A 19285-nucleotide genomic window follows, 5' to 3' on the forward strand; every position below is an offset into this window, starting at 1 on the left:
GGAAGTTGGTCATCAACCCGTCGGCGGCCCGGAACCGGTAGCCAGGGGTGATGAAGATCGAGGTCTCCTGCGCGAAGGGCGCGACGATCCCGTCTTCGCCGGTCGCGCTCTCGACCAGCCGCAGGGAAGTGGTGCCGACGCAGATGATGCGTCCTCCGGCGGCCTTGGCGGCGTTCAACGCCGCCGCCGTCTGGGCGTCGACCTCGCCATACTCGGCATGCATCCGGTGTTCGGACAGGTTCTCGGTCTTCACCGGCAAGAAAGTGCCGGCCCCGACATGCAGGGTCACAAAGTGTAGGGTCACGCCCATGGCCTGCAGCCGCGCCAATAGTTCGGGCGTGAAGTGCAGGCCGGCGGTCGGCGCGGCGACCGAACCCTCCTCATCGGCATAGACGGTCTGATAGTCGGCGCGGTCCTGGGCGTCTTCGCCCCGCTTGGCGGCGATGTAGGGCGGCAGCGGCATGGCGCCGCGCTCTGCGATGGTGGCGTCGAGATCCGGGCCCGACAGGTCGAAGCTCAGCGTCACTTCGCCGCCCTCGCCCTTCTCGACCACGGTGGCGTTCAGCGCGCCGAGGAAGCAGGCGCGGTCCTCCATCGCCCCGAAGTGGATCCGATCACCGGGCGCCAGCTTCTTTCCAGGCCGCATGAAAGCGGACCACTTGGACGGCGAGAGCCGTTTGTGGAGAGTGGCTTCCACGGCGATGTCGGAGCCCTCGCGGACCCGGCGGCCCTTCAAGCGCGCCGGAATCACTCGGGTGTCGTTGAGAACCAGGACGTCGCCAGCTCGCAATTGGCTCGGCAGATCGGCGACGGTCAGGTCAGCGAGCGCCTGCCCGGAACGCACCAACAGCAGCCGCGCGGCGTCGCGCGGACTGACAGGCCGTAGGGCGATGCGGTCCTCGGGAAGTTCGAAGTCGAAATCAGCAAGTTGCATGGGCGCGTTTGAAGCGCACGGGCGGGCTCACCCGTCAAGCATCGCGGCATGTTAGATTTGGCCATGCGCTCGGTTCGATTCGTCTTTCGCGGCCTGGCGCTGCTGCTCGGAGCCCTTAGCGCCACGGGCGCAATCCTCGCGCACGGCGGTCGTTTCAGCGGCCACCTCGACGTCCTCACCCACTTCGCGCCTCTCTATCTGGCCGCCGCGACGGTGGTGTTGATCTGCGCGATCTTCACACCTCCCCCCCGCGACAAGCTGATCCTGGCCATGCTCGGCGGCGTGGCGACCGTGGCGAGCCTTGGATTGATGGCGCCGGAACTGACCCGCCCAGCCGTGCCTCGCGCCCAGACGAACGCCGCCGGCCAGGTGAAGGTCATCCAGTTCAACGTCAGTCGCCGCGACGCGCGGCTAGAAGACCGTGTCCGATGGATCGCCGAGCAGGATCCAGACTTCCTGATCCTGGAGGAATCGACGCCCGCGATGCGCGCGGCGGTCCTGCGCCACCTACCCCGCCACATGTCCTGCGGCAGGACCTGCGAGACGGTGATCTTCACGCGCACGCCGCCCGAGAAAGCCGAGCAACCGCGCCGAGGGCGCTATGGCCTGGGCCCCGCGATCGCCATCGTCCACATGTCGCCGCAGGACGGCGGCTATATCCTGGTCGGCACGCATTATACGTGGCCCACCGCCGTCCGAACCCACCGGGAAAACACCGCTCGCATGCTGCAGCTGATAGGTCCCCTCCCCAAGGCGCGGATCATCCTGACCGGGGACTTCAACTCCACGCCCTGGTCGTTCGCGCGGGCCAGGGAGGATGCGCGCAACGGGCTGGAGCGCCGAACCCACGCGCTGGCCTCCTGGCCGACGACCTTTGGCGTTCCGTTCCTGCCCATCGACCATGTCTATGCGGGGCCGGGCCTACGGACAGTAAGCGTGACGCGCGGCCCTAACCTCGGATCAGACCACTATCCCATCGTCGCCGTCCTGGCGCCGGTCTCCTGAACGCAACGAGGCCCGTGGAACCGTTTCGATCGCTCCTGACGGGCCTGATGCTGTTGGTCGCGGTTGGCTGCGCCGGATGGGCGTTCGCCGCCCAGGGCGGTCGCTGGAGCGCCCGGCTCGACGTGCTGACCCATTTCCTGCCCATGATCATGGGCGCCGCGGCTGTCACGGTCCTCTACGCCATCTTCGCCGAGCCATTGTGGGCGAAACTGGCGCTGGCCGGCTTCGGCGGAGCCGGCCTGGTCTTGGCCGGATGGCTGATCGCGCCAGAATACCTTGCGCGCCGAGCGCTCGTCGCGGCGGACGACACGCCAAGTCAGATCAAGGTCATCCAGTTGAACGCCTGGCGCGGGAACAGAGACCCGGAGGGTACGGTCCGGTGGCTGCTGGCGCAGGACGCCGACGTCATCGTTCTGCAAGAGGCCGACATCGTCGGACCGCTGCTGAAGCTGCGCTCGGCCTATCACGCCAGCTGCGACGGCTGCGCGGTGGTGATCCTCTCGAAAACCAAGCCGGTCGTGCTGAACACCCCGACGCCGAATGACAAACGCCTAGGCGCGCCGACCGCCGGTGTGACGCTCCGCGACGAGCAAGGCGAGTTCACGGTCATCGGCACGCACTACACTTGGCCAGTTCATGGCGGACTGCAGCAGTCGCAAGGGCGCAGCCTGGCCCGTCTGCTCGCTAGCATCCCGAAGGAAAGACTGATCCTCACCGGCGACTTCAACTCCACGCCTTGGTCCTTCAGCCGTCGGCGCGAGGACGCCATGTTCGGGTTGGAGCGGCTGACCCGGGGCATGTTCACCTGGCCAGCTCGAGACGTTCCCAGACGTGGGCGCGGCACGCCTTTCCCACTCCTGCCCATCGACCACGTCTACGCAGGATCTGGGTGGCGGACAGTGAAGGTTGAACGCGGTCCACGAACGGGCTCGGACCACTATCCGGTCATCGTGACCCTGGCGCCCTCACCTTAGCGCGGCGCGCGCCTCGCGCAGGGCGGCCTGAAGTTTGGCGCGACGTGCCGCAAAGCCCTCCTGGACAGCGGCCTTTCGCGTCTCAAGCTCGAGCTGGGCCGCCTGGATTTCGGCCAGTTCGGCCTCGTGCCTCGCGGCCTCGTCGGTCAGTTCGCGCTCGAGCTTCGCGACCTTCTGGGTCGCGGCCTTTGAGGGCTCCGTTCGTTTGGGGGGCTTTGGCGCCTTGGCGAGCGCCGCCTTAGTATCGGCGGCTCGGCGCAAAACCTCGCCGGGGGTCGCGGTCGCAGCGGCGACGAGGTCAGGATCATCGGTCTCGTGAGCGCCGCCGGTCTTGAACAGATCCTGGTGCGCGCCCCAGGCGGCCAGCGCCTTGGCTCTCGAACTGGCGGCGACCACGTAGTCGGTCAGGCCATCGGATGTGACGAAGACCTTCAACCGCTGCGCCACCGCCGGGCTCCTAGTTCAGCGCCGCGAGTTCCCGTGAGAGGTTGGCCCGCGCCTGGGTCTCCAGCCACTGGGCGAAGGCCGGATCGGGATAGATAACCTGCGCGTCCAGGAAGCGTTGCAGCACAGCGCTTCGGCCCGTGCGCCAGAGATCGTCCGGCACATGGGCGTATTCCTCGCGGACCGCCGTGACATAAGCGTCGTAGCGATCTTCGGGCGCGCCCAGGATGGAGAGGTCGATCGAGACCAGGATCTCGCCCAGCCGATCACCTTCCTCCACCGCATGCCCCGCCGTCAGCCGGATCAGGCGCGCGACCTCGTCGCGGGCGTGCAGCGACACGTCGAAGTCGCGGAGATCGCGCTTGGCCATCTCCGCGCTCTTGGCCTCGTTGTCGGAGGCGCTCGCATCATAGACCGCGTCGTGCCACCAGATCGCATAGGTGAGTATCTGGTGCTCGGTCTCGGTCAGATCGGGGACCTGATCGAGCAGCGCCAGGCACTGCTCGATATGGGCCCGGGTATGATAGCGGCGGTGCGGTTCCGCATACGCCGCTTCCAGGTCCGGCGTCACGCGTCGGCCGCGACCTTGGCCGACACGATCTTACCGGGCGCACGCGGCGGCTCGCCCTTGGGCAGGGCGTCGACCGCGTCCATGCCTTCAACCACTTCGCCCCAGACCGTGTACTGGCCGTCGAGGAAGGTGGCGTCATCCAGGCAGATGAAGAACTGGCTGTTGGCCGAATTCGGAGCCGAGGTGCGAGCCATCGAGCAGACGCCGCGCTTGTGCGGTTCGCGCGAGAACTCAGCCTTCAGGTTCGGCTTGTCGGAACCCGACGTGCCGGTGCCGGTCGGGTCGCCGCCCTGGGCCATGAAGCCGTCGATCACGCGGTGGAACACCACGCCGTCGTAGAAGCCTTCACGCGCCAATTCCTTGATGCGGTCGACGTGGCCAGGAGCCAGGTCGGGACGAAGCTTGATCGTCACCGGGCCCGTGTCCAGGGTCAGGATGAGGGTGTTTTCCGGTTCCATTACTTCACCTCCGAGGGAATTCTGATCGCGCAAGCCGAGAAGTCCGCCCCCAGTCTGGCGCGGGCGCTCTCGATCTCAGCCCTGAACCAGGTGCTCTTGGGATCGATCACGCGCACCTTGGGGCGTTCGGCGGCCGGGATATCCGACAGGATGCGCACCTTGTCCATCTTGTCCTGCGGCGCGACCACAGGTTCGCCGACCTTGATGGCCCTCACCACGTCGAGGCCGGAGATCACGCGGCCCCAGCCGGTGTAGCGCTTCTCAAGCGACGGATAGGCCTGACGCATCAGGAAGAATTGGCTGTTGGCGCTGTCGACGCCCTCGCCGCGCGCCATGGCCGCGACGCCCGGGCAGAACAGCGGCCAGGCCGAGACCTTGCCGTCCGCGGTCATGGCCATCAGCATTTCGCCCTGGCTCGCCACCGGCAAGGATTTGACGAAACCGAGCTGGCTGACAGTCTGATCGGCGACCAAGGTCATGTCGCCGGCGCCGCGGCGGAACACGAACTCCTGCGTCAGGTCCGGCTTGTCGCTGCCGCCGGTGCCGCGATCCTCAGGATCGCCGGTCTGGGCCATGAACTGGTCAATCACCCGGAAGAAGCTGCGGCCGTTATAGAGGCCGGCGCGCGTCAATTCCTTGATCCGGGTCACGTGGTTGGGGGCCACCTCAGGCAGCATCTCGACGATGATGCGGCCCTTATTGGTGTCGATCACCAGCACGTCGGCTGGGTTGGGCGTCCGCCAATCGGCCGCGGTGGGCTCTGCGGGCGCCGCGGCTGAGCCGGTGGCGGGGGGCAGATTGGGTTTGGGCGCCTGCGCGGCGGCAGGGACCGCGACACTCAAGGTGACGGCGGCGAAAAGAACGGTTCGGATCATGGTCGGCACTCGTAGCGGGAGGCGGCATGCGCCGCCAGCCCGACTTAGGCCCTGACCTTCGAGATCAGGGCGTCATTGATTCGCGGCCCGACGAACTTGGAGACGTCGCCGCCGAGGGTCGCGATCTCCTTGACCAGTCGCGACGAGATCGCCTGGTGACGCGGATCGGCCATCAGGAAGACGGTCTCCACCTCACGGTCGAGTTGCTGGTTCATCGCCGTCATCTGGAATTCGTACTCGAAGTCAGCCACGGCCCGCAGGCCTCGGACGATCACTCCAGCCCCAATCTCACGGGCGAAGTGCATCAGCAGGCCCTGGAACGGCTGGACCACGATCTCGGCCCGGTCGGTCAGGTGCGCGGTCTCAGACTTCAGCAGCGCGACACGCTCGTCGAGCGAAAACAGGGGCCCTTTGCCGGCGTTGATGGCGACGCCAATCACCAGCTTGTCCACCAGCTTCACAGCCCGACCAATAATGTCGGTGTGGCCATTGTGGATGGGATCGAAGGTCCCCGGATACAGCCCAATGCGCGTCATTCGACGTCTACTCCCCCTGCTGCGGTGCAGCAGGATTTCACCGGCAGGCCCCACGAAAGCAAGCTGAAATGTTGCCTTCGGGTCCCGGATGAACCCGAAGTTACAACTTTGCCGGATATGGCCTTATTCGCTGGTCTCATCGGCCTGCGCGTCAGAACCGTCGTCCTCACCGCCGCCCTGATCGGCCAGGCGCTCGACGGAGACCACGTGCTCGTCCTTGCCGGTACGGAAGATGGTCACGCCCGACGTATTGCGACCGACCATCCGGACCTGGCTGACCGGCGTGCGGATCAGCTGGCCCTGATCGGTGACCAACAGGATCTCATCGAACTCCTCGACCGGGAAGGAGGCCGCCAGGCGGCCGCCCTTCTTGGTCAGGTCCTGGGCCAGCAGCCCCTGCCCGCCCCGACCCGTCCGGCGGAACTCATAGGCCGAGCTGCGCTTGCCGAAGCCTTCGGTGGAAACGGTGAGGATGATCTCCTCGGCCGCGCCCAGTTCGGCGATACGCTCAGGGCTGAGCGCCGCCAGATCGCCACCCTCGGCCTCGTCGTCGTCAGGCGCCGCGGCGTCTTCCACTTCGGCGTCGTCATCGATAGCCCGGCGCATGGCGTTGGCGTGCTTCACATAGGCCGCCCGCTCGGCAGGCGTGGCTTCAACCGAACGTAGGATCGCCATCGAGATGACGCTGTCGCCCTCAGCCAGGCGGATACCCCGGACCCCGGTCGAATCACGGCCTGCGAACACGCGCACTTCTTCGGTCGCGAAGCGGATGCAGCGGCCGAGCGCCGTGGTCAGCAGGATGTCGTTCTGGGCCGCGTTGCACAGGCCGACCCCGATGATGGCGTCGCCGTCGTCGAGCTTCATGGCGATCTTGCCGTTGCGCTTGATGCCCTGGAAGTCCGACAGCTTGTTCCGACGCACGCCGCCCGACTTGGTGGCGAACATCACGTCGTACTGCGCCCAGGCGGCCTCGTCTTCCGGCACCGGCAGGATCGAGGTGATGCTCTCGCCCGGCTCGATCGGCAGCAGGTTCACAAAGGCCTTGCCGCGGGAATTCGGATTACCGACCGGCAGACGCCAGACCTTGAGCTGATAGACCTTGCCGCCCGACGAGAAGAACAGCATCGGAGTATGGGTCGAGGCCGAGAAGACGCGAGTGACCGCATCCTCGTCCTTTGTCGCCATGCCCGACCGCCCCTTCCCGCCCCGGTGCTGGGTGCGGTAGGTGGTCAGCGGCGTGCGCTTCACATAGCCGCCGTGAGTGACGGTGATCACCATCTCCTCGCGGGCGATCAGGTCCTCGTCCTCGACGTCGGCGTCGCCGTCGACGATCTCGGAACGGCGCGGCACGGCGAAGGCGTCACGCACCGCCACCAGTTCCTCACGGACGATGGCCATGACGTTCGCGCGATCCGACAGAATGGTCAGATGGCCCTGGATGGCGCCGGCCAGTTCACGAGCCTCGCCGAAGATCTCATCGCGGCCGAGGCCGGTCAGACGAGACAGGGTCAGGGCCAGGATCGCCCGGGCCTGTTCTTCGGTCAGACGAATCTTGTCGCCGCCGATCACCAGGGTGCGCGGGTCGGCGATCAGTTCCACCAGCGGCAGCATGTCGCCGGCCGGCCAATCCTTGGCCACCAGGCGCTCGCGCGCCTCGGCCGGGTCCTTCGAGGACCGGATGATGTGGATAAACTCGTCGATATTGGCCACGGCGATCGCCAGGCCGACCAAGACGTGACCGCGGTCCCGGGCCTTGGACAGTTCGAACTTCACGCGCCGGACGACCACTTCCTCGCGGAAGTCGACGAAGGCGACGACCAGGTCGCGCAGATTCATCTCGCGCGGCCGGCCGCGATCCAGCGCCAGCATGTTCACGGCGAAGGACGACTGCAGCTGGGTGTAGCGATAGAGTTGGTTCAGGACGACGTCAGGCGAAGCGTCGCGCTTCATCTCGACGACTACCCGCATACCGTCGCGGTCGCTTTCGTCGCGGAGGTCGGAGATGCCCTCGATCTTTTTCTCGCGCACCAACTCGGCGATGCGCTCGACCATCGCGGCCTTGTTCACCTGATAGGGGATCGAGTTGATGATGATGGCTTCGCGATCCTTGCGAAGCTCCACGATCTCGGCCTTGCCGCGCATGATCACCGAGCCGCGGCCGGTCATCAGGGCGTTGCGAGCCCCCGCACGGCCGATGATCTCGCCGCCAGTGGGGAAGTCAGGGCCGGGCACGATGTCCAGCAGGGCGTCCAGCGAGACTTCGGGATCGTCCACATAGGCCAGGCAGGCGTCGACGATTTCTCCCAGATTGTGCGGCGGGATGTTGGTCGCCATGCCGACGGCGATGCCGCCCGCGCCATTGACCAGCAATGCCGGGATCCGCGACGGCAGAACCACAGGCTCCTGCTCGGTGCCGTCGTAGTTTTCCTTGAAGTCGACCGTGTCCTTGTCGAGGTCGGCCACCACCATCATGGCGGCCTTGCTCAGCCGGCTTTCGGTGTAGCGCATGGCCGCCGGCGGGTCGTTGTCGACCGAACCGAAGTTGCCCTGACCATCGATCAGCAGCAGCCCCATCGAGAAGGGCTGCGCCATTCGCACCATGGTGAAGTAGATCGAGGCGTCGCCGTGCGGGTGATACTTACCCATCACGTCCCCGACCACGCGCGCCGATTTAACATACGAGCGGTCGGGCGTGTGGCCCTGCTCGTTCATCGAGAACAGGATGCGGCGGTGCACGGGCTTGAGGCCGTCGCGCGCGTCCGGCAGGGCGCGGCTCACGATCACGCTCATGGCGTAATCGAGATAAGACTTCTTCAGCTCGTCTTCGATGGCGATAGGGGCAATGCCCCGGCGCCGACCGTCATCGGACGGGGTGTGGGTTTCGTCGGTCAAGGAGGCGATTTATCCGTTTAGAATCGGACACAAAACTGAGTTGAGTTGTTACCATCCCGGAAGCCGCAAGGCCAAATGTCCGTACAGTTTCAAACCCAGGTGCCAGCCCAAATGAAATATGCCTTCGCCGTTCTCGCCGCCACCCTTTTCGCCAGTTCGGCGACTGCGGCCGATGCGCCCGCCAACCAACAGATCGAACTGAAGAATTCCACGGGCGCGGTGATCGGTTCGGCGACCCTGACGGACGCCCCGAACGGTGTGCTGGTTCGCCTGCAGGTGAAAGACCTCTCCCCCGGCTGGCATGGCCTGCACTTCCACGAGAAGGGTGACTGCTCCAAGGCCGACTTCACCTCGGCCGGCGCCCACGTCCACGGCAAGTCGACCCTGGTCCACGGCCTGCTGAACCCCGACGCCAACGAGGCCGGCGACCTGCCGAACCTCTATGTCGCCGCCGACGGCACGGGCGCCGCCGAAGTGTTCTCCGGTTCGGTGGCGCTGAGGACGGCCGCCGGCCGTGAACACCTGGCCGACAAGGACGGCTCGGCCATCGTGATCCACGCCAACGCCGACGACCACAAGACCCAGCCCATCGGCGGCGCCGGCGCGCGCATCGCCTGCGGCGTCATCGCCGGCAGCTAGCCCCCTGGAGGCCGGCGGGCTGCTCGCGGCCCGCCGGTCTCGCTCGACGTCATCGTCAGCACGCCTAGCGTTCGGGGCTTACGGCGAGGATGGCAGCCGCACGAAAAAACGGCCGGCCCGAAGGCCGACCGTCTTGTCCGCGCAACGATGATGCACCTAGCCCTAGAAGGGGATTTCGTCGTCCAGATCGGCCGAGAAGTTCTCGCGAGGCCCCGAGCTCTGGTTGCGTTGACCGCCACCAAAGCCACCGCCGCCGCCACCGCTTCCGCCGCCATAGCCACCGCCGTAATCACCGCCGCCGCCACCGCTGCTGTCGCGCTCACCGTCGCCACGCCCGTCGAGCATGGTCAGTTCGCCGCGGAACTTCTGCAGGACGATCTCGGTGGAGAACTTTTCCACGCCCGACTGGTCGGTCCACTTGCGGGTTTGGATCGAGCCCTCGATGTAAACCTTCGAGCCTTTTTTCAGGTACTGCTCGGCGACCTTCACCAGATTGTCGTTGAAGATCACGACCCGGTGCCATTCGGTCTTTTCCTTGCGCTCGCCCGAAGACTTGTCGCGCCAGGTTTCCGACGTCGCGATGCGCAGATTGGCGACCCGGTCGCCGGAATTCAGGCTGCGGATCTCGGGATCTGCGCCCAGATTGCCAACCAAAATGACTTTATTGACGCTGCCCGCCATGAGCTTGTCCCTTGCTTTCCGTGCTTGCGGGCTAGAGGCCCAAGCGCGGGAAGCTAGACGACCCCGCCGCCCGGATCAATATTGATGTTCCGTATTCGTTCACGTCGCGACGCGCTTCTCCACAGAGGAATGGCGCGGCGCGAACGCCCCTACTGCGCGGGAGCCGCCGGCGCAGGCTCGCGCGGCATGGCGCCCGGCACCGCCAAACGACCGTCACCGGTGCGGACCATGGCCAGGTAGCGATGCTCCTCCAGCGACGGGGCGGTGAAGATGCCCTTGCGATCGATGAAGATGAAGTTGCCCTTGAAGGCGCCAACCACCTCACGCTGAGAGCCGCCCAACCGCAGGAACCGCACGCGCATCGATTCCAGTTCGGCGGCGCAATGTTCGAGATCCGCCACGCCGGTCTTCAGCTTGTTGAATTTCAGCGTCCCGTCGGTCTGGGGCGCGACATGCCAGCAGATCCCGTCCCCACCAGGCGGCCGGGTGCGCTTGCTGCAGGCGGCGAGAGCGAGGACGGCGAAGCCGACGATGAGGACGGTGCGAAGCATGGGCATGAGCCTATAGACGCGATTGCGGCGGCGCGAGGGCGCTATCCGATCGATTGAATGGAGCAGTTCGAAGCTTGCTCGGCTAGAGGCCGGAAGCTGCGATTGTCACCCGAAACCTCGACCTTGCCCGGCACCAGGCGCAGCGTCTGCTGCATCCAGCGGCCATAGGTCGCGCCGCCGGGTCGCTCGCAGCGACCGGCGAACAGGGCCTGAACACAGCCGTTCAGCGTCAAATCGTTGGGAAGTTTGCGCCAGCCGCCGTCGGCATATCGCCAGCAGCTCCCCGCCGGGCCGCTCGTCGGGGTGACGGCTGGAGTCGTCGCAGGCGTGGTCGGTTGGGCCTGAACCGGGGCAACCGGCTCCGGCTTGGGCGGCAACGGGGTCAGCATGGTCCCGGCCTGGTCGGCCGCCGCCAAGTTGCCGGCCTGATCGACCCCGACGTCGAGGGCGCCGGTGGCGACCCCATTGCGCTTGGCGCATTCAGACAGGGTGATCTCGCCGACATACTGGCCGGCGACGTAGCAGCGCAGCGGCTTTGCGGGATCCATACGGCCATCGTCAGGCGCGCCGGTCTCAACCACCAGACCGCCCTGGGAGGCTGGCGGCGGCGAGGTCTTTTCGTTGCGGCCCTTGCCGACCAGCATCGTGGCGATGAGGACGCCGGCCAGCAAAGCCAGCGCGCCGCCGACGAGAACCAGGACCGTGCGCCGATCTTTCAGAAATTCCATAGGCCCTCGCTAGACCGTGCTCGTGACGGTTTCAAGCGGGGGCTCGGTTCTGAGCCGGTTACGAACCGGCCACCGCAATCTTACTGTCCGGCCTCAACGCGCCAAGGCCAACCGTAGATTGCAGTCTAAGATTTGATGAGACCTTAGGCGCCGCCACGGAAGAGTTGAAGGATGAGTTCCGGCTGAGAGTTGGCGATCGACAGCGCCTGGGGGCCCAACTGCTGGCGGACCTGCAAGGCCTGTAAGCGAGCGCTTTCCTTGGCGATGTCGCCGTCCACAAGCTTGCCGATCCCTGTATCTAGCACGTTCTCCAGCTTGGTCACGAGCGCGCCATGCTTCTCGATCTGCTTGGACTGGGCGTCCAGCTCGGCGAGTGCGGAACTGACATTCACTATGGCCCGGTCAACCGCGGCCAATACCGCCCCGGTCTCCCTCGTCGTCCCGGTCAGGGCGGTGCCAGCCAGGTTGATCACCGACCCGCCGACCGTCAAATCCTGAGGCGTCAGGCTGATGGAAGCCTCGCCGTCGGCGCTCCCCACGACGTTAAGGTTGGAAGTCAGCGTCCCGTTCAACATCGAGACACCGTCGAACTTCGCCGAGGCCGAAAGCTGGCTGATCGATTGAAGCAAGGCCTGGTATTCGCCATCGAAGGCCGCGCGCGAAGTCGGCGACGTCGAGTCGTCGGCGGCGCCGACAGCCTTCTCCCGCATCTGGTTCAGGATATCGCCGACCTGCTGGCCAGCGGCCAAGGCGACATCGGTGATCGAGCTCGCGCGATCGAGGCTCGTCTTAACCGCGCTCAAGGAAGAGAACTCGGCGCGCTGCTTCTGAGCCGTGCTGTAGACAGCTGGCTCGGCGCTCACCACGCCAAGGGCGGCGTCGGCCTTATTCTGGACCTGATCGCGCTTGTCGTTCGCAAGGTTTTGAAGCGGAATCGGCGCCGGTCGATTGGTGTTGATGCTCACCGACATGGCGCTGATCTCCCTCAGAGAACCCATGATTTCCGCGCGACTCACGCGTCGCAGACATGGTTAACGCTAGAGAGATCTTGGTTACCGGGAAATTAACAGCCTGCGATGCGAACTAGCTCGCGAGGCGGTCGTCAGGCGGCGACCGGCGGCTCAGCCTTGTGCCCCAGGGCCTGCATCATGATCTTGTTGATCTCGATCAGAGTCTCGAAATCATCCTGTCCGCGCATGACCTCGCTGGAGTGACGGCCAACGAACAGGCTTAGCGAGATTATGTTTGCTCTCACCTGTGACGGCAAAGCGTTGCCCGGCTCGTTGCAGTCCAGCGCCAAGGTCGACCACAGCCGCCGGTTCCAATCGATCGCCGCGATCCGCGTCGCAAGATCGCTGATCGGAACCTCGGACGCCGCGATAAGCGCCCGCGTCGCCTGACCGAACAACCGATACTCGGTGTCCTTGGGGGCCTCAGCCCTCGTGGCCGCTTGCTGGTAAGCTCGAAGCGACATTCCCCAACCTCTCGCCTTCGTATTCGATCAGCTTCCGGCACATCATGAGCGCCTTGTAGTACTCGCGCGACATGGCGTGCTTCGAGATAGCCACGCAGTCCGCCAAGATTTCTGGATTCCGGATGACCCCCATGAACTCAGTCAGGCGCTGAGCGAACTCGTCATAGTAGCGATTGTTCGCGCCATCCTCGAGATACATCATCATCATCGGAAAATAGATGCGCCGGGCCGGCGTGACCGCCTCGTCCAACTGCATGATGTCCTTTTCGCGCAGGACCGAGGCCTTGTTCTGCAAGACCAGGGTCGTCCGACGATCCCCATTCTGCACCACCGCGCCGTTGAGGACGAACTTCTCACCAGGCTTCAGCGATAGTTTAAGCGGCATTCCTCAGTCTCCATGAGAGGCGTGTCGCCCAGGTCTCGAAACGGTCCGAAACGCGGCTGGCCTCAACGCTAGATACGAGAGCGTTAACCGCTCCTTGCGACGAGCGCCCCGCCCCCCGACGGCGCCAGCAAACCGTTAAGCTGATTTCCTCTGATCTGCTCAGATCCTTTTTCACCCCCTCCCCCGCGACAATCGCCAAGGTCTTGATCCAAGGCGGAACACGACCGGCCACGGCGGGTTGATTCGGCGAAGGGCGCCTCTCTGGCGTTCGATGCCAGGAGCGATCCAATGCCCGACGTGCAAGACGGCTACGATGATCAGGCAGGCGCCGAGGCCTTCGACGAGACCAACCTCGACGACGACCAAGACCTGAACGAGATGCGGACCTTTGAAGAACTGCCCGACCTTCTAGACCTGACCACCGCCGAGGGTGATCGCGACGACGACGAAGGCGTCGCGCTCGACGCTTCGGAGTTCGATGAGGCCGCCTTCGACGAGGACGATCCGGCCGAGGATGACGAGCTTCACTACCGTGCCGTCCCGGCCGACGACGATGAGGACGACGATGCCTTCGATGAAGATCAGGTCGAACCCGATTCGATTGATGGCCTTGATGAAGTCGCCGACGCGGCGCTGGTGAGCGGCGGCGAGGACGACTTCACGAACTTTCAGTCGAAGGGTTTGAGCGACGAAGATCTCGAACGCATGGGCTATTCGCGGCGAGCGACGCCGGCCGAAGTCGAGGATAATCGTGATCTTCGAACGGAAAACGCCTTGGATGAGGGCCTTAAGGAGACCTTTCCGGCCTCCGATCCGGTTTCGATCTCACCCCGCCACACCTGACGATCCCTGCGACCTTTAAAACATCGTCCGCGATAACCCGCTCAATCAGCTTGAATGTCGCGCCCGTGCCTTTAGTTTGGCCCCAGTTGAAACATTTGTTCGAAAGCGGGTCCCATTATGAGCCCGCACCTGGGGAGCCCAATGAGCCAGCGTTTTGAAGGCACCGACAATTACGTCGCCACTGAAGATTTGAAGGTCGCGGTCAATGCTGCGGTTGCGCTCGAACGCCCACTATTGATCAAGGGTGAGCCCGGCACCGGTAAGACGGTCCTGGCCTATGAGATCGCCAAGGCGCTCGACGCCGAGTTGATCACTTGGCACATCAAGTCCACGACCAAGGCTCACCAAGGCCTTTATGAATACGACGCCGTCACCCGCCTGCGTGACAGCCAGCTCGGCGACGAGCGCGTCAAGGACGTCAAGAACTACATCAAGAAGGGCAAGCTCTGGGAGGCGTTCACCGCCGGCAAGCGCCCGATCCTGTTGATCGACGAAATCGACAAGGCCGACATCGAATTCCCCAACGACCTCTTGCAAGAGCTCGATCGGATGGAATTCTACGTCTACGAGACCAATGAGACGATCAAGGCCGAGATCCGCCCGATCGTCATCATCACCTCGAACAACGAAAAAGAACTGCCGGACGCCTTCCTGCGTCGCTGCTTCTTCCACTACATCCGCTTCCCTGAACCCGAGACGATGAACGAAATCGTCGAGGTCCACTATCCAGGCATCAAGCAGAAGCTGGTCGCCGAGGCGCTGCGCATTTTCTACGACATGCGCAAGGTTCCAGGCCTGAAGAAGAAGCCCTCCACCTCGGAGCTCCTCGACTGGCTGAAGCTGCTGATGGTCGAAGATATCGACGCGGCCGCGCTCGCGGAAAAGGATCCGACCAAGCTGATCCCGCCGCTGCACGGCGCGCTGCTGAAGAACGAACAAGACGTCCACCTGTTCGAGCGACTGGCCTTCCTGGCCCGCCGCGAGGGCGCTGGATCGCGTCCCGGCCAGCAATAGGCTTACGCCGAATTCACTCGACGTTACAAAGGGCTCCGGTCAGGTTCGACATGAACCGACTGGAGCCTTTTTCATGAGAACCACCCTGCTGATCGCGGCTTCGGCCCTGACACTCGCGAGCTGCCAGGCCCCCTCACCGTCCACAGCCAAACTCGATTGCCCGGCGACAGAGGGCGACTTGACCCGCGTCAGCATCAGCAACGACGGAAAGACCTGCGCCTATCGATCGACCGACGGCGCCGAGGTCAGCCTGGAGCTCACGCCGATCATTGGCGACGCGCAGACCACCCTGGCCAAGATCGAAACCGAACTGCGCAGCACGCCAGGTCCGATGAGCGCCGACGCCGAGGCGACCCAGGCCGACGTCAGCGCCAAGATCGCCGAGGTCGTCGCGACGAAGGCCGGGGTCAGCGCGATAGCCGCCGACGTGGCTCGGGTTCAAGCCGAGGCGGCCGCCGACGCCGGCATCCACATCGGCTCTGGTGACAATAGCCACGATGACCCAAACTCCGCCCAGGTCGATCTTCCCGGGGTCCACATCTCCAGCGACAGCGAAACGGCTAAAGTCCGCATTGGGCCGTTGAAGGTAGACGCCAGCGGCGACGACACCACCGTGAACATCTACCGCGACGTCCGCATGCGCGGAGAGGCGCTGTCGCGCGAAAAGCGCGGCCTGCGGGCGACGTTTATCTATACGGGCAAGGACTTGCCCGCCGGCTATCGATACGTCGGCTACGAGGCCGGCGGCCCGAAAACCGGACCGCTGACCATCGCTAAGGTTCGCTCGAAAGCCAGCGAGGAATCTGGCGATAACATCAATCAGGATGTCCGAGCGTTAGTGCGCCGCAACGGCGGAGTCTAAGCCCCTAGGTCGTCGGCTGCACTTCGACCACCTTATAGGTCAGGGGACGGCCATCCTCATCCGTGACGGTGACATATTCCCCGACCGCGAAACGATGCTCGCCAAGGCGGTGAACCGGTTCGTCGTCGAGAGTTTCATCTTCGTCGTAGTCGAAGAACCATCGGCTGCCCCGCCGCGCTAGACGACCATCGACCGCCTCCTCGTCCGGCGCGAACCGCCGCACCAGGCATGAGGCCTTTGCCTTGGCGTAGGCCGCCTCATCCAGCAGGCCGTCCGCGGTGAGCGGCGCGGTCAGGGCGTAACCTCGATGGTCGTCCCCACCTGAGAACTCCGTGCCAGGATTGCGGGCAAGCCGCATGACGATGCGCGACAGGGTCATGACCTGAACCTTCAGGATTAGTGGGAGAGGAAGAGCGACGGGTGGTCAGCCGACAGCAGGGTGCGCGTCGTGCCGCCGAAGATGAACTCCTGCAGCCGGGGATGCCCAAAGGCGCCCGCGACCAGGACTCCAGCCTCGATCTTGTTGGCGGCATAGAGCAGCAACGGCGCCGCATCCCCGCTATCAGGCAAGACATCAACCTCGGCCTTTACGCCGCGCGCGGCGTAGTAGGCCTGGAGTCGATGGGGATCAAAGCTGCGTGACGTCGCCTTGGGCGCGGCGAGGATCACGACGCGCGAGGCTTTCTCGAGGAGAGGCATCGCCAACCGCGCGGCGCGCGAGGCTTCCTTGCCGCCGTCCCAGGCGACAGCCACCGGTCCGCCGACGGCGAAGCCCTCGCGGGCGATCAGCACAGGGCGCTGTTCGTCGGCGACCATTTGCTGGAAGGCCTCGCCCAAGGGCCCCCGACCGCGGGCCGGATCGTTGTTGAACACGACAACATCAGACAGCCGGCTCTCGGCCGAAAGACCGGCCCAGACGGGGGTCTGGAGCGAGATGAACTGGCTCTTGGCGTAGGCCACGCCGGCCATCGCCGCCCGTGCGTTCTTTTCACCGACCTCGGCCGCTTCCTTCAGCGATTCCAGGGCGGTGGTCTGGATGCCGCCCAGAAAGCCCTCGCCCATCCAGGGCATGACGTCGGCCACATCAGCCGGCGTGTAAACGCAGGCGAGCTCGGCCCCGAAAGGCTCTGCAAGCCTTGCCGCCGCGGCGATCGCCGCCTTGTCACCTTCGCCACCCGATAGCGGCGCCATGATCCTAGCCCAGCTCATGTTCTTTTCCTTGCTAACCGGCACGCAGCCAAGATGGACCCGGACCGCATGCCACGCATTGATCTTTGGCAAGTCCTGGGTCAGTTCACGACCTTGACCATGAAAGGAACGCATCGGTGAGGAAAGGGCTGCGTCTATCGGGTCAGGAACCTCGCGCCTGGCAGCGGATGTTGTCGGGTCGGCGACTGGACCTGCTCGACCCCTCGCCCATGGATATCGAGATCGAGGATATCGCCCATGGCCTGGCCCGGGTCGCGCGCTGGAATGGGCAGACCATCGGCGAGCACGCCTTCTCGGTGGCGCAGCACTCGGTGGTGGTCGAGGAGATCTGCGCGCATATCCAACCGGACATCGAGCCGAAGTGGCGGCTGGCCGCTTTGCTGCACGATGCTTCGGAATATGTCATTGGCGACATGATCAGTCCGTTCAAGGCGGCGCTGGGGCTGGATTATAAGAAATTCGAGGAGCGGCTGGAGACGGCGATCCACATCCGGTTCGGCATCCCGGCCAAGACCCCGCTGGCCATCAAGAAGCTGATCAAGCAGGCCGACCGCGCCTGCGCCTTTTTCGAAGCGACGCAACTCGCGGGCTTCAACCACCGTGAAGCGCTGGAGTTCTTCGATCCCCCGCCGGCCGGCTATGATCTGCTGATCGAACCGCTTTCAGCCGCCCAAGCGCAAACCCGTTACATTCAGCGCTATCATGTCCTCTCGGAGGCTGCGGGATTCGCGTCCTCTGACGCGGCCTTCGACACCGAGTAGCTGAATGACCCTGATTGTCTGCGGATTGGCCGAGATGCCTGGGCTGATCGCCGCCCGCGCGCCCTCGCACGTCATCACCCTGCTGGACGCCGCCAGCATGATCGCGACGCCCGACGGCGTGGCTCCAGAGCGGCACCTGAAACTGTCGGTCAACGACATCGCCGAGCCGATGGACGGCCTGATCCTGCCAAGCGAGGACCTGGTCCGCAAGCTGCTGAACTTCAGCCGCACCTGGGACGAGAGCGCCCCGATGATCGTCCACTGCTGGGCCGGGATCAGCCGCTCCAGCGCCAGCGCCTTCGTCCTGGCCTGCGACCGCAACCCCACCGTCGACGAACGCGCCATCGCCCTGACCATGCGCCAGGCGGCCAAGCACGCCTATCCCAACCGCCGCATCGTGGCCCTGGCCGACGACGTGCTGGGCCGGCGCGGCCGGATGGTCGACGCCGTCGAGGCCATGGGCGACTATGAGTATTCCGGGGTCGGCGTCCCGTTCGACTTCGCGGTTCGCTACTGATGGACCCCGTCGCCGTCGTCATCGGACTGTCCGCCGTGGTGGTGGCGATCCGCGACGGCGACGCCGTGGTCCTGACCGTGCGGCCGCAGGGCGAGCCGGTCAGCCTGCCCTTCGGCCCCTTCGACCCGGACGGGCACCGGACCTTCGAGCTGGCCCTGCGCGCCTTCGTGACCGCCCAGACCCGGTTCGACCTGGGCTATGTCGAGCAGCTCTACACCTTCGGCGACAAGGGCCGCGACGCCCCGCTGGCCGACATGGGCAAGGCGCTAAGCGCGGCCCGAGTGCTGTCGATCGGCTATCTGGCGCTGACGCCGAGCGCCGTCGACACCACCGCGCCCGACACCGCCTGGGCCAGTTGGACACGGTTCTTTCCCTATGAGGACTGGCGCGAAGGCCGTCCCGCGGCCCTGGACGCCATCGAACCGGCCCTGCGCTGTTGGGCCGACGGCAGCCTGGAGAAACTCTCGCGCGCTCGGCTGCTGTTCGCCCTAGAGGGCGCGCCGTGGAACGAGGAGCGAGTGCTCGAGCGCTATGAACTGCTCTACGAGGCGGGCTTGGCCTCCGAAGCCGCCCGCGACCGCGCCGAGGCGCCGGCCCGTCCCTCGCCCGGCCTGGCCGCGGCGCTCGGCGAGCCGATGATTTCCGACCACCGGCGCATCCTGGCCACCGCGCTCTCGCGCCTGCGCGGCAAGCTGAAATATCGCCCCGTGGTGTTCGAACTCATGCCCGACGCCTTCACGCTTTCGGCGCTACAACGGGCCGTTGAAGCCATCGCCGGAGTGCCCCTGCACAAGCAGAACTTCCGTCGCGCCCTGGAGCGGGCCGAACTCGTCGAGGGGCTTGGCCGGGTCGATTCGGAAACCGGCGGCCGGCCGGCCGAACTGTTCCGATTCCGCCGCGAAGTGCTCAGCGCGCGACAAGTCACGGGCCTC

The 19285-nt window shown here is 65.2% G+C and carries 24 protein-coding genes; 9 read left to right on the forward strand and 15 right to left on the reverse strand.

What is annotated here, in order from left to right:
• On the reverse strand, window positions 1-934 hold a 934-nt coding region (queA, locus tag Q7T84_RS16035; protein WP_304810803.1), incomplete at its 3' end, for a tRNA preQ1(34) S-adenosylmethionine ribosyltransferase-isomerase QueA.
• 63 nt (window positions 935-997) lie between these two features.
• Between queA and Q7T84_RS16040 the strand changes: the two genes are divergently transcribed.
• On the forward strand, window positions 998-1939 hold the full coding sequence (locus Q7T84_RS16040) for an endonuclease/exonuclease/phosphatase family protein (protein ID WP_304810805.1): 942 nt from the start codon (window positions 998-1000) through the stop codon (window positions 1937-1939).
• Between the two features lie 47 nt (window positions 1940-1986).
• Window positions 1987-2913 carry an endonuclease/exonuclease/phosphatase family protein gene (locus tag Q7T84_RS16045; RefSeq protein WP_304810807.1) on the forward strand — a complete coding sequence of 309 codons (927 nt, stop codon included), beginning with the start codon at window positions 1987-1989 and terminating at the stop codon, window positions 2911-2913.
• Here Q7T84_RS16045 and Q7T84_RS16050 read toward each other — a convergent pair.
• The 6 genes from Q7T84_RS16050 to gyrA all read right to left on the reverse strand — a co-directional run bounded on the left by Q7T84_RS16050 (window position 2905) and on the right by gyrA (window position 8587).
• Window positions 2905-3360 carry a hypothetical protein gene (locus Q7T84_RS16050; protein ID WP_304810809.1) on the reverse strand — a complete coding sequence of 152 codons (456 nt, stop codon included), beginning with the start codon at window positions 3358-3360 and terminating at the stop codon, window positions 2905-2907. The genes Q7T84_RS16045 and Q7T84_RS16050 overlap by 9 nt on opposite strands.
• 10 nt (window positions 3361-3370) lie before the next feature.
• Window positions 3371-3928 (reverse strand): phosphohydrolase, encoded by a 558-nt coding sequence (locus tag Q7T84_RS16055; protein ID WP_304810811.1) that lies wholly within the window; start codon window positions 3926-3928, stop codon window positions 3371-3373.
• Window positions 3925-4386 carry a peptidylprolyl isomerase gene (locus Q7T84_RS16060; protein WP_304810813.1) on the reverse strand — a complete coding sequence of 154 codons (462 nt, stop codon included), beginning with the start codon at window positions 4384-4386 and terminating at the stop codon, window positions 3925-3927. The genes Q7T84_RS16055 and Q7T84_RS16060 overlap by 4 nt, the downstream gene beginning before the upstream one ends.
• Entirely contained in the window at window positions 4386-5261 is an 876-nt protein-coding gene (locus tag Q7T84_RS16065; protein ID WP_304810816.1) for a peptidylprolyl isomerase, read from the reverse strand. The genes Q7T84_RS16060 and Q7T84_RS16065 overlap by 1 nt, the downstream gene beginning before the upstream one ends.
• Before the next feature lie 44 nt (window positions 5262-5305).
• Window positions 5306-5797: a pantetheine-phosphate adenylyltransferase gene (gene coaD, locus Q7T84_RS16070; RefSeq protein ID WP_304810821.1), complete on the reverse strand. Its 492-nt coding sequence runs from the start codon at window positions 5795-5797 to the stop codon at window positions 5306-5308.
• A 123-nt stretch (window positions 5798-5920) separates the two neighbouring features.
• Entirely contained in the window at window positions 5921-8587 is a 2667-nt protein-coding gene (gene gyrA, locus Q7T84_RS16075; RefSeq protein ID WP_370653680.1) for a DNA gyrase subunit A, read from the reverse strand.
• A gap of 213 nt (window positions 8588-8800) precedes the next feature.
• Here gyrA and Q7T84_RS16080 point away from each other — a divergent pair, with 213 nt between their 5' ends.
• Window positions 8801-9328 carry a superoxide dismutase family protein gene (locus Q7T84_RS16080; protein ID WP_370653678.1) on the forward strand — a complete coding sequence of 176 codons (528 nt, stop codon included), beginning with the start codon at window positions 8801-8803 and terminating at the stop codon, window positions 9326-9328.
• A gap of 162 nt (window positions 9329-9490) precedes the next feature.
• Here Q7T84_RS16080 and ssb read toward each other — a convergent pair whose 3' ends face one another.
• From ssb to flbT, 6 genes are all read right to left on the reverse strand, one after another.
• The gene (gene ssb / locus Q7T84_RS16085; protein WP_304810826.1) at window positions 9491-10009 is read right to left on the reverse strand and encodes a single-stranded DNA-binding protein; all 519 of its coding nucleotides are present in this window, start codon (window positions 10007-10009) and stop codon (window positions 9491-9493) included.
• Window positions 10010-10158: 149 nt separating this feature from the next.
• Complete coding sequence (locus Q7T84_RS16090; RefSeq protein WP_304810829.1) at window positions 10159-10560, reverse strand: hypothetical protein; 402 nt, start codon at window positions 10558-10560, stop codon at window positions 10159-10161.
• A gap of 41 nt (window positions 10561-10601) precedes the next feature.
• The gene (locus Q7T84_RS16095) at window positions 10602-11288 is read right to left on the reverse strand and encodes a hypothetical protein (protein ID WP_304810831.1); all 687 of its coding nucleotides are present in this window, start codon (window positions 11286-11288) and stop codon (window positions 10602-10604) included.
• 143 nt (window positions 11289-11431) lie between these two features.
• Complete coding sequence (locus Q7T84_RS16100; RefSeq protein ID WP_304810833.1) at window positions 11432-12259, reverse strand: flagellin; 828 nt, start codon at window positions 12257-12259, stop codon at window positions 11432-11434.
• A gap of 131 nt (window positions 12260-12390) precedes the next feature.
• Window positions 12391-12762: a flagellar biosynthesis regulator FlaF gene (gene flaF, locus Q7T84_RS16105; protein ID WP_304810835.1), complete on the reverse strand. Its 372-nt coding sequence runs from the start codon at window positions 12760-12762 to the stop codon at window positions 12391-12393.
• The gene (gene flbT / locus Q7T84_RS16110; protein WP_304810837.1) at window positions 12722-13147 is read right to left on the reverse strand and encodes a flagellar biosynthesis repressor FlbT; all 426 of its coding nucleotides are present in this window, start codon (window positions 13145-13147) and stop codon (window positions 12722-12724) included. The genes flaF and flbT overlap by 41 nt, the downstream gene beginning before the upstream one ends.
• 288 nt (window positions 13148-13435) lie before the next feature.
• On the opposite strand from flbT, the gene Q7T84_RS16115 reads away from it, so the two are divergent.
• The 3 genes from Q7T84_RS16115 to Q7T84_RS16125 all read left to right on the forward strand — a co-directional run bounded on the left by Q7T84_RS16115 (window position 13436) and on the right by Q7T84_RS16125 (window position 15866).
• Window positions 13436-13990 carry a hypothetical protein gene (locus tag Q7T84_RS16115; protein WP_304810839.1) on the forward strand — a complete coding sequence of 185 codons (555 nt, stop codon included), beginning with the start codon at window positions 13436-13438 and terminating at the stop codon, window positions 13988-13990.
• A 141-nt stretch (window positions 13991-14131) separates the two neighbouring features.
• Window positions 14132-15004 carry a MoxR family ATPase gene (locus Q7T84_RS16120; RefSeq protein WP_304810841.1) on the forward strand — a complete coding sequence of 291 codons (873 nt, stop codon included), beginning with the start codon at window positions 14132-14134 and terminating at the stop codon, window positions 15002-15004.
• A 73-nt stretch (window positions 15005-15077) separates the two neighbouring features.
• The gene (locus Q7T84_RS16125; RefSeq protein WP_304810843.1) at window positions 15078-15866 is read left to right on the forward strand and encodes a hypothetical protein; all 789 of its coding nucleotides are present in this window, start codon (window positions 15078-15080) and stop codon (window positions 15864-15866) included.
• Window positions 15867-15870: 4 nt separating this feature from the next.
• Here the strand turns inward: Q7T84_RS16125 and Q7T84_RS16130 are convergent, their stop codons facing one another.
• On the reverse strand, window positions 15871-16245 hold the full coding sequence (locus Q7T84_RS16130) for a hypothetical protein (protein ID WP_304810845.1): 375 nt from the start codon (window positions 16243-16245) through the stop codon (window positions 15871-15873).
• Between the two features lie 17 nt (window positions 16246-16262).
• Complete coding sequence (locus Q7T84_RS16135; protein ID WP_304810847.1) at window positions 16263-17075, reverse strand: universal stress protein; 813 nt, start codon at window positions 17073-17075, stop codon at window positions 16263-16265.
• 116 nt (window positions 17076-17191) lie between these two features.
• Here Q7T84_RS16135 and Q7T84_RS16140 point away from each other — a divergent pair, with 116 nt between their 5' ends.
• The 3 genes from Q7T84_RS16140 to Q7T84_RS16150 all read left to right on the forward strand — a co-directional run.
• Window positions 17192-17836: a YfbR-like 5'-deoxynucleotidase gene (locus Q7T84_RS16140; protein WP_370653679.1), complete on the forward strand. Its 645-nt coding sequence runs from the start codon at window positions 17192-17194 to the stop codon at window positions 17834-17836.
• A 4-nt stretch (window positions 17837-17840) separates the two neighbouring features.
• On the forward strand, window positions 17841-18353 hold the full coding sequence (locus Q7T84_RS16145; protein WP_304810849.1) for a tyrosine phosphatase family protein: 513 nt from the start codon (window positions 17841-17843) through the stop codon (window positions 18351-18353).
• Window positions 18353-19285, forward strand: a 933-nt coding sequence (locus tag Q7T84_RS16150; RefSeq protein WP_304810851.1) for an NAD regulator, incomplete at its 3' end; no start/stop codon positions are given. The genes Q7T84_RS16145 and Q7T84_RS16150, both read left to right, overlap by 1 nt.

Origin of the sequence: Phenylobacterium sp. (genome assembly GCF_030654915.1) — a bacterium.
In the GTDB taxonomy this organism is placed as follows: Bacteria; Pseudomonadota; Alphaproteobacteria; order Caulobacterales; family Caulobacteraceae; genus Phenylobacterium.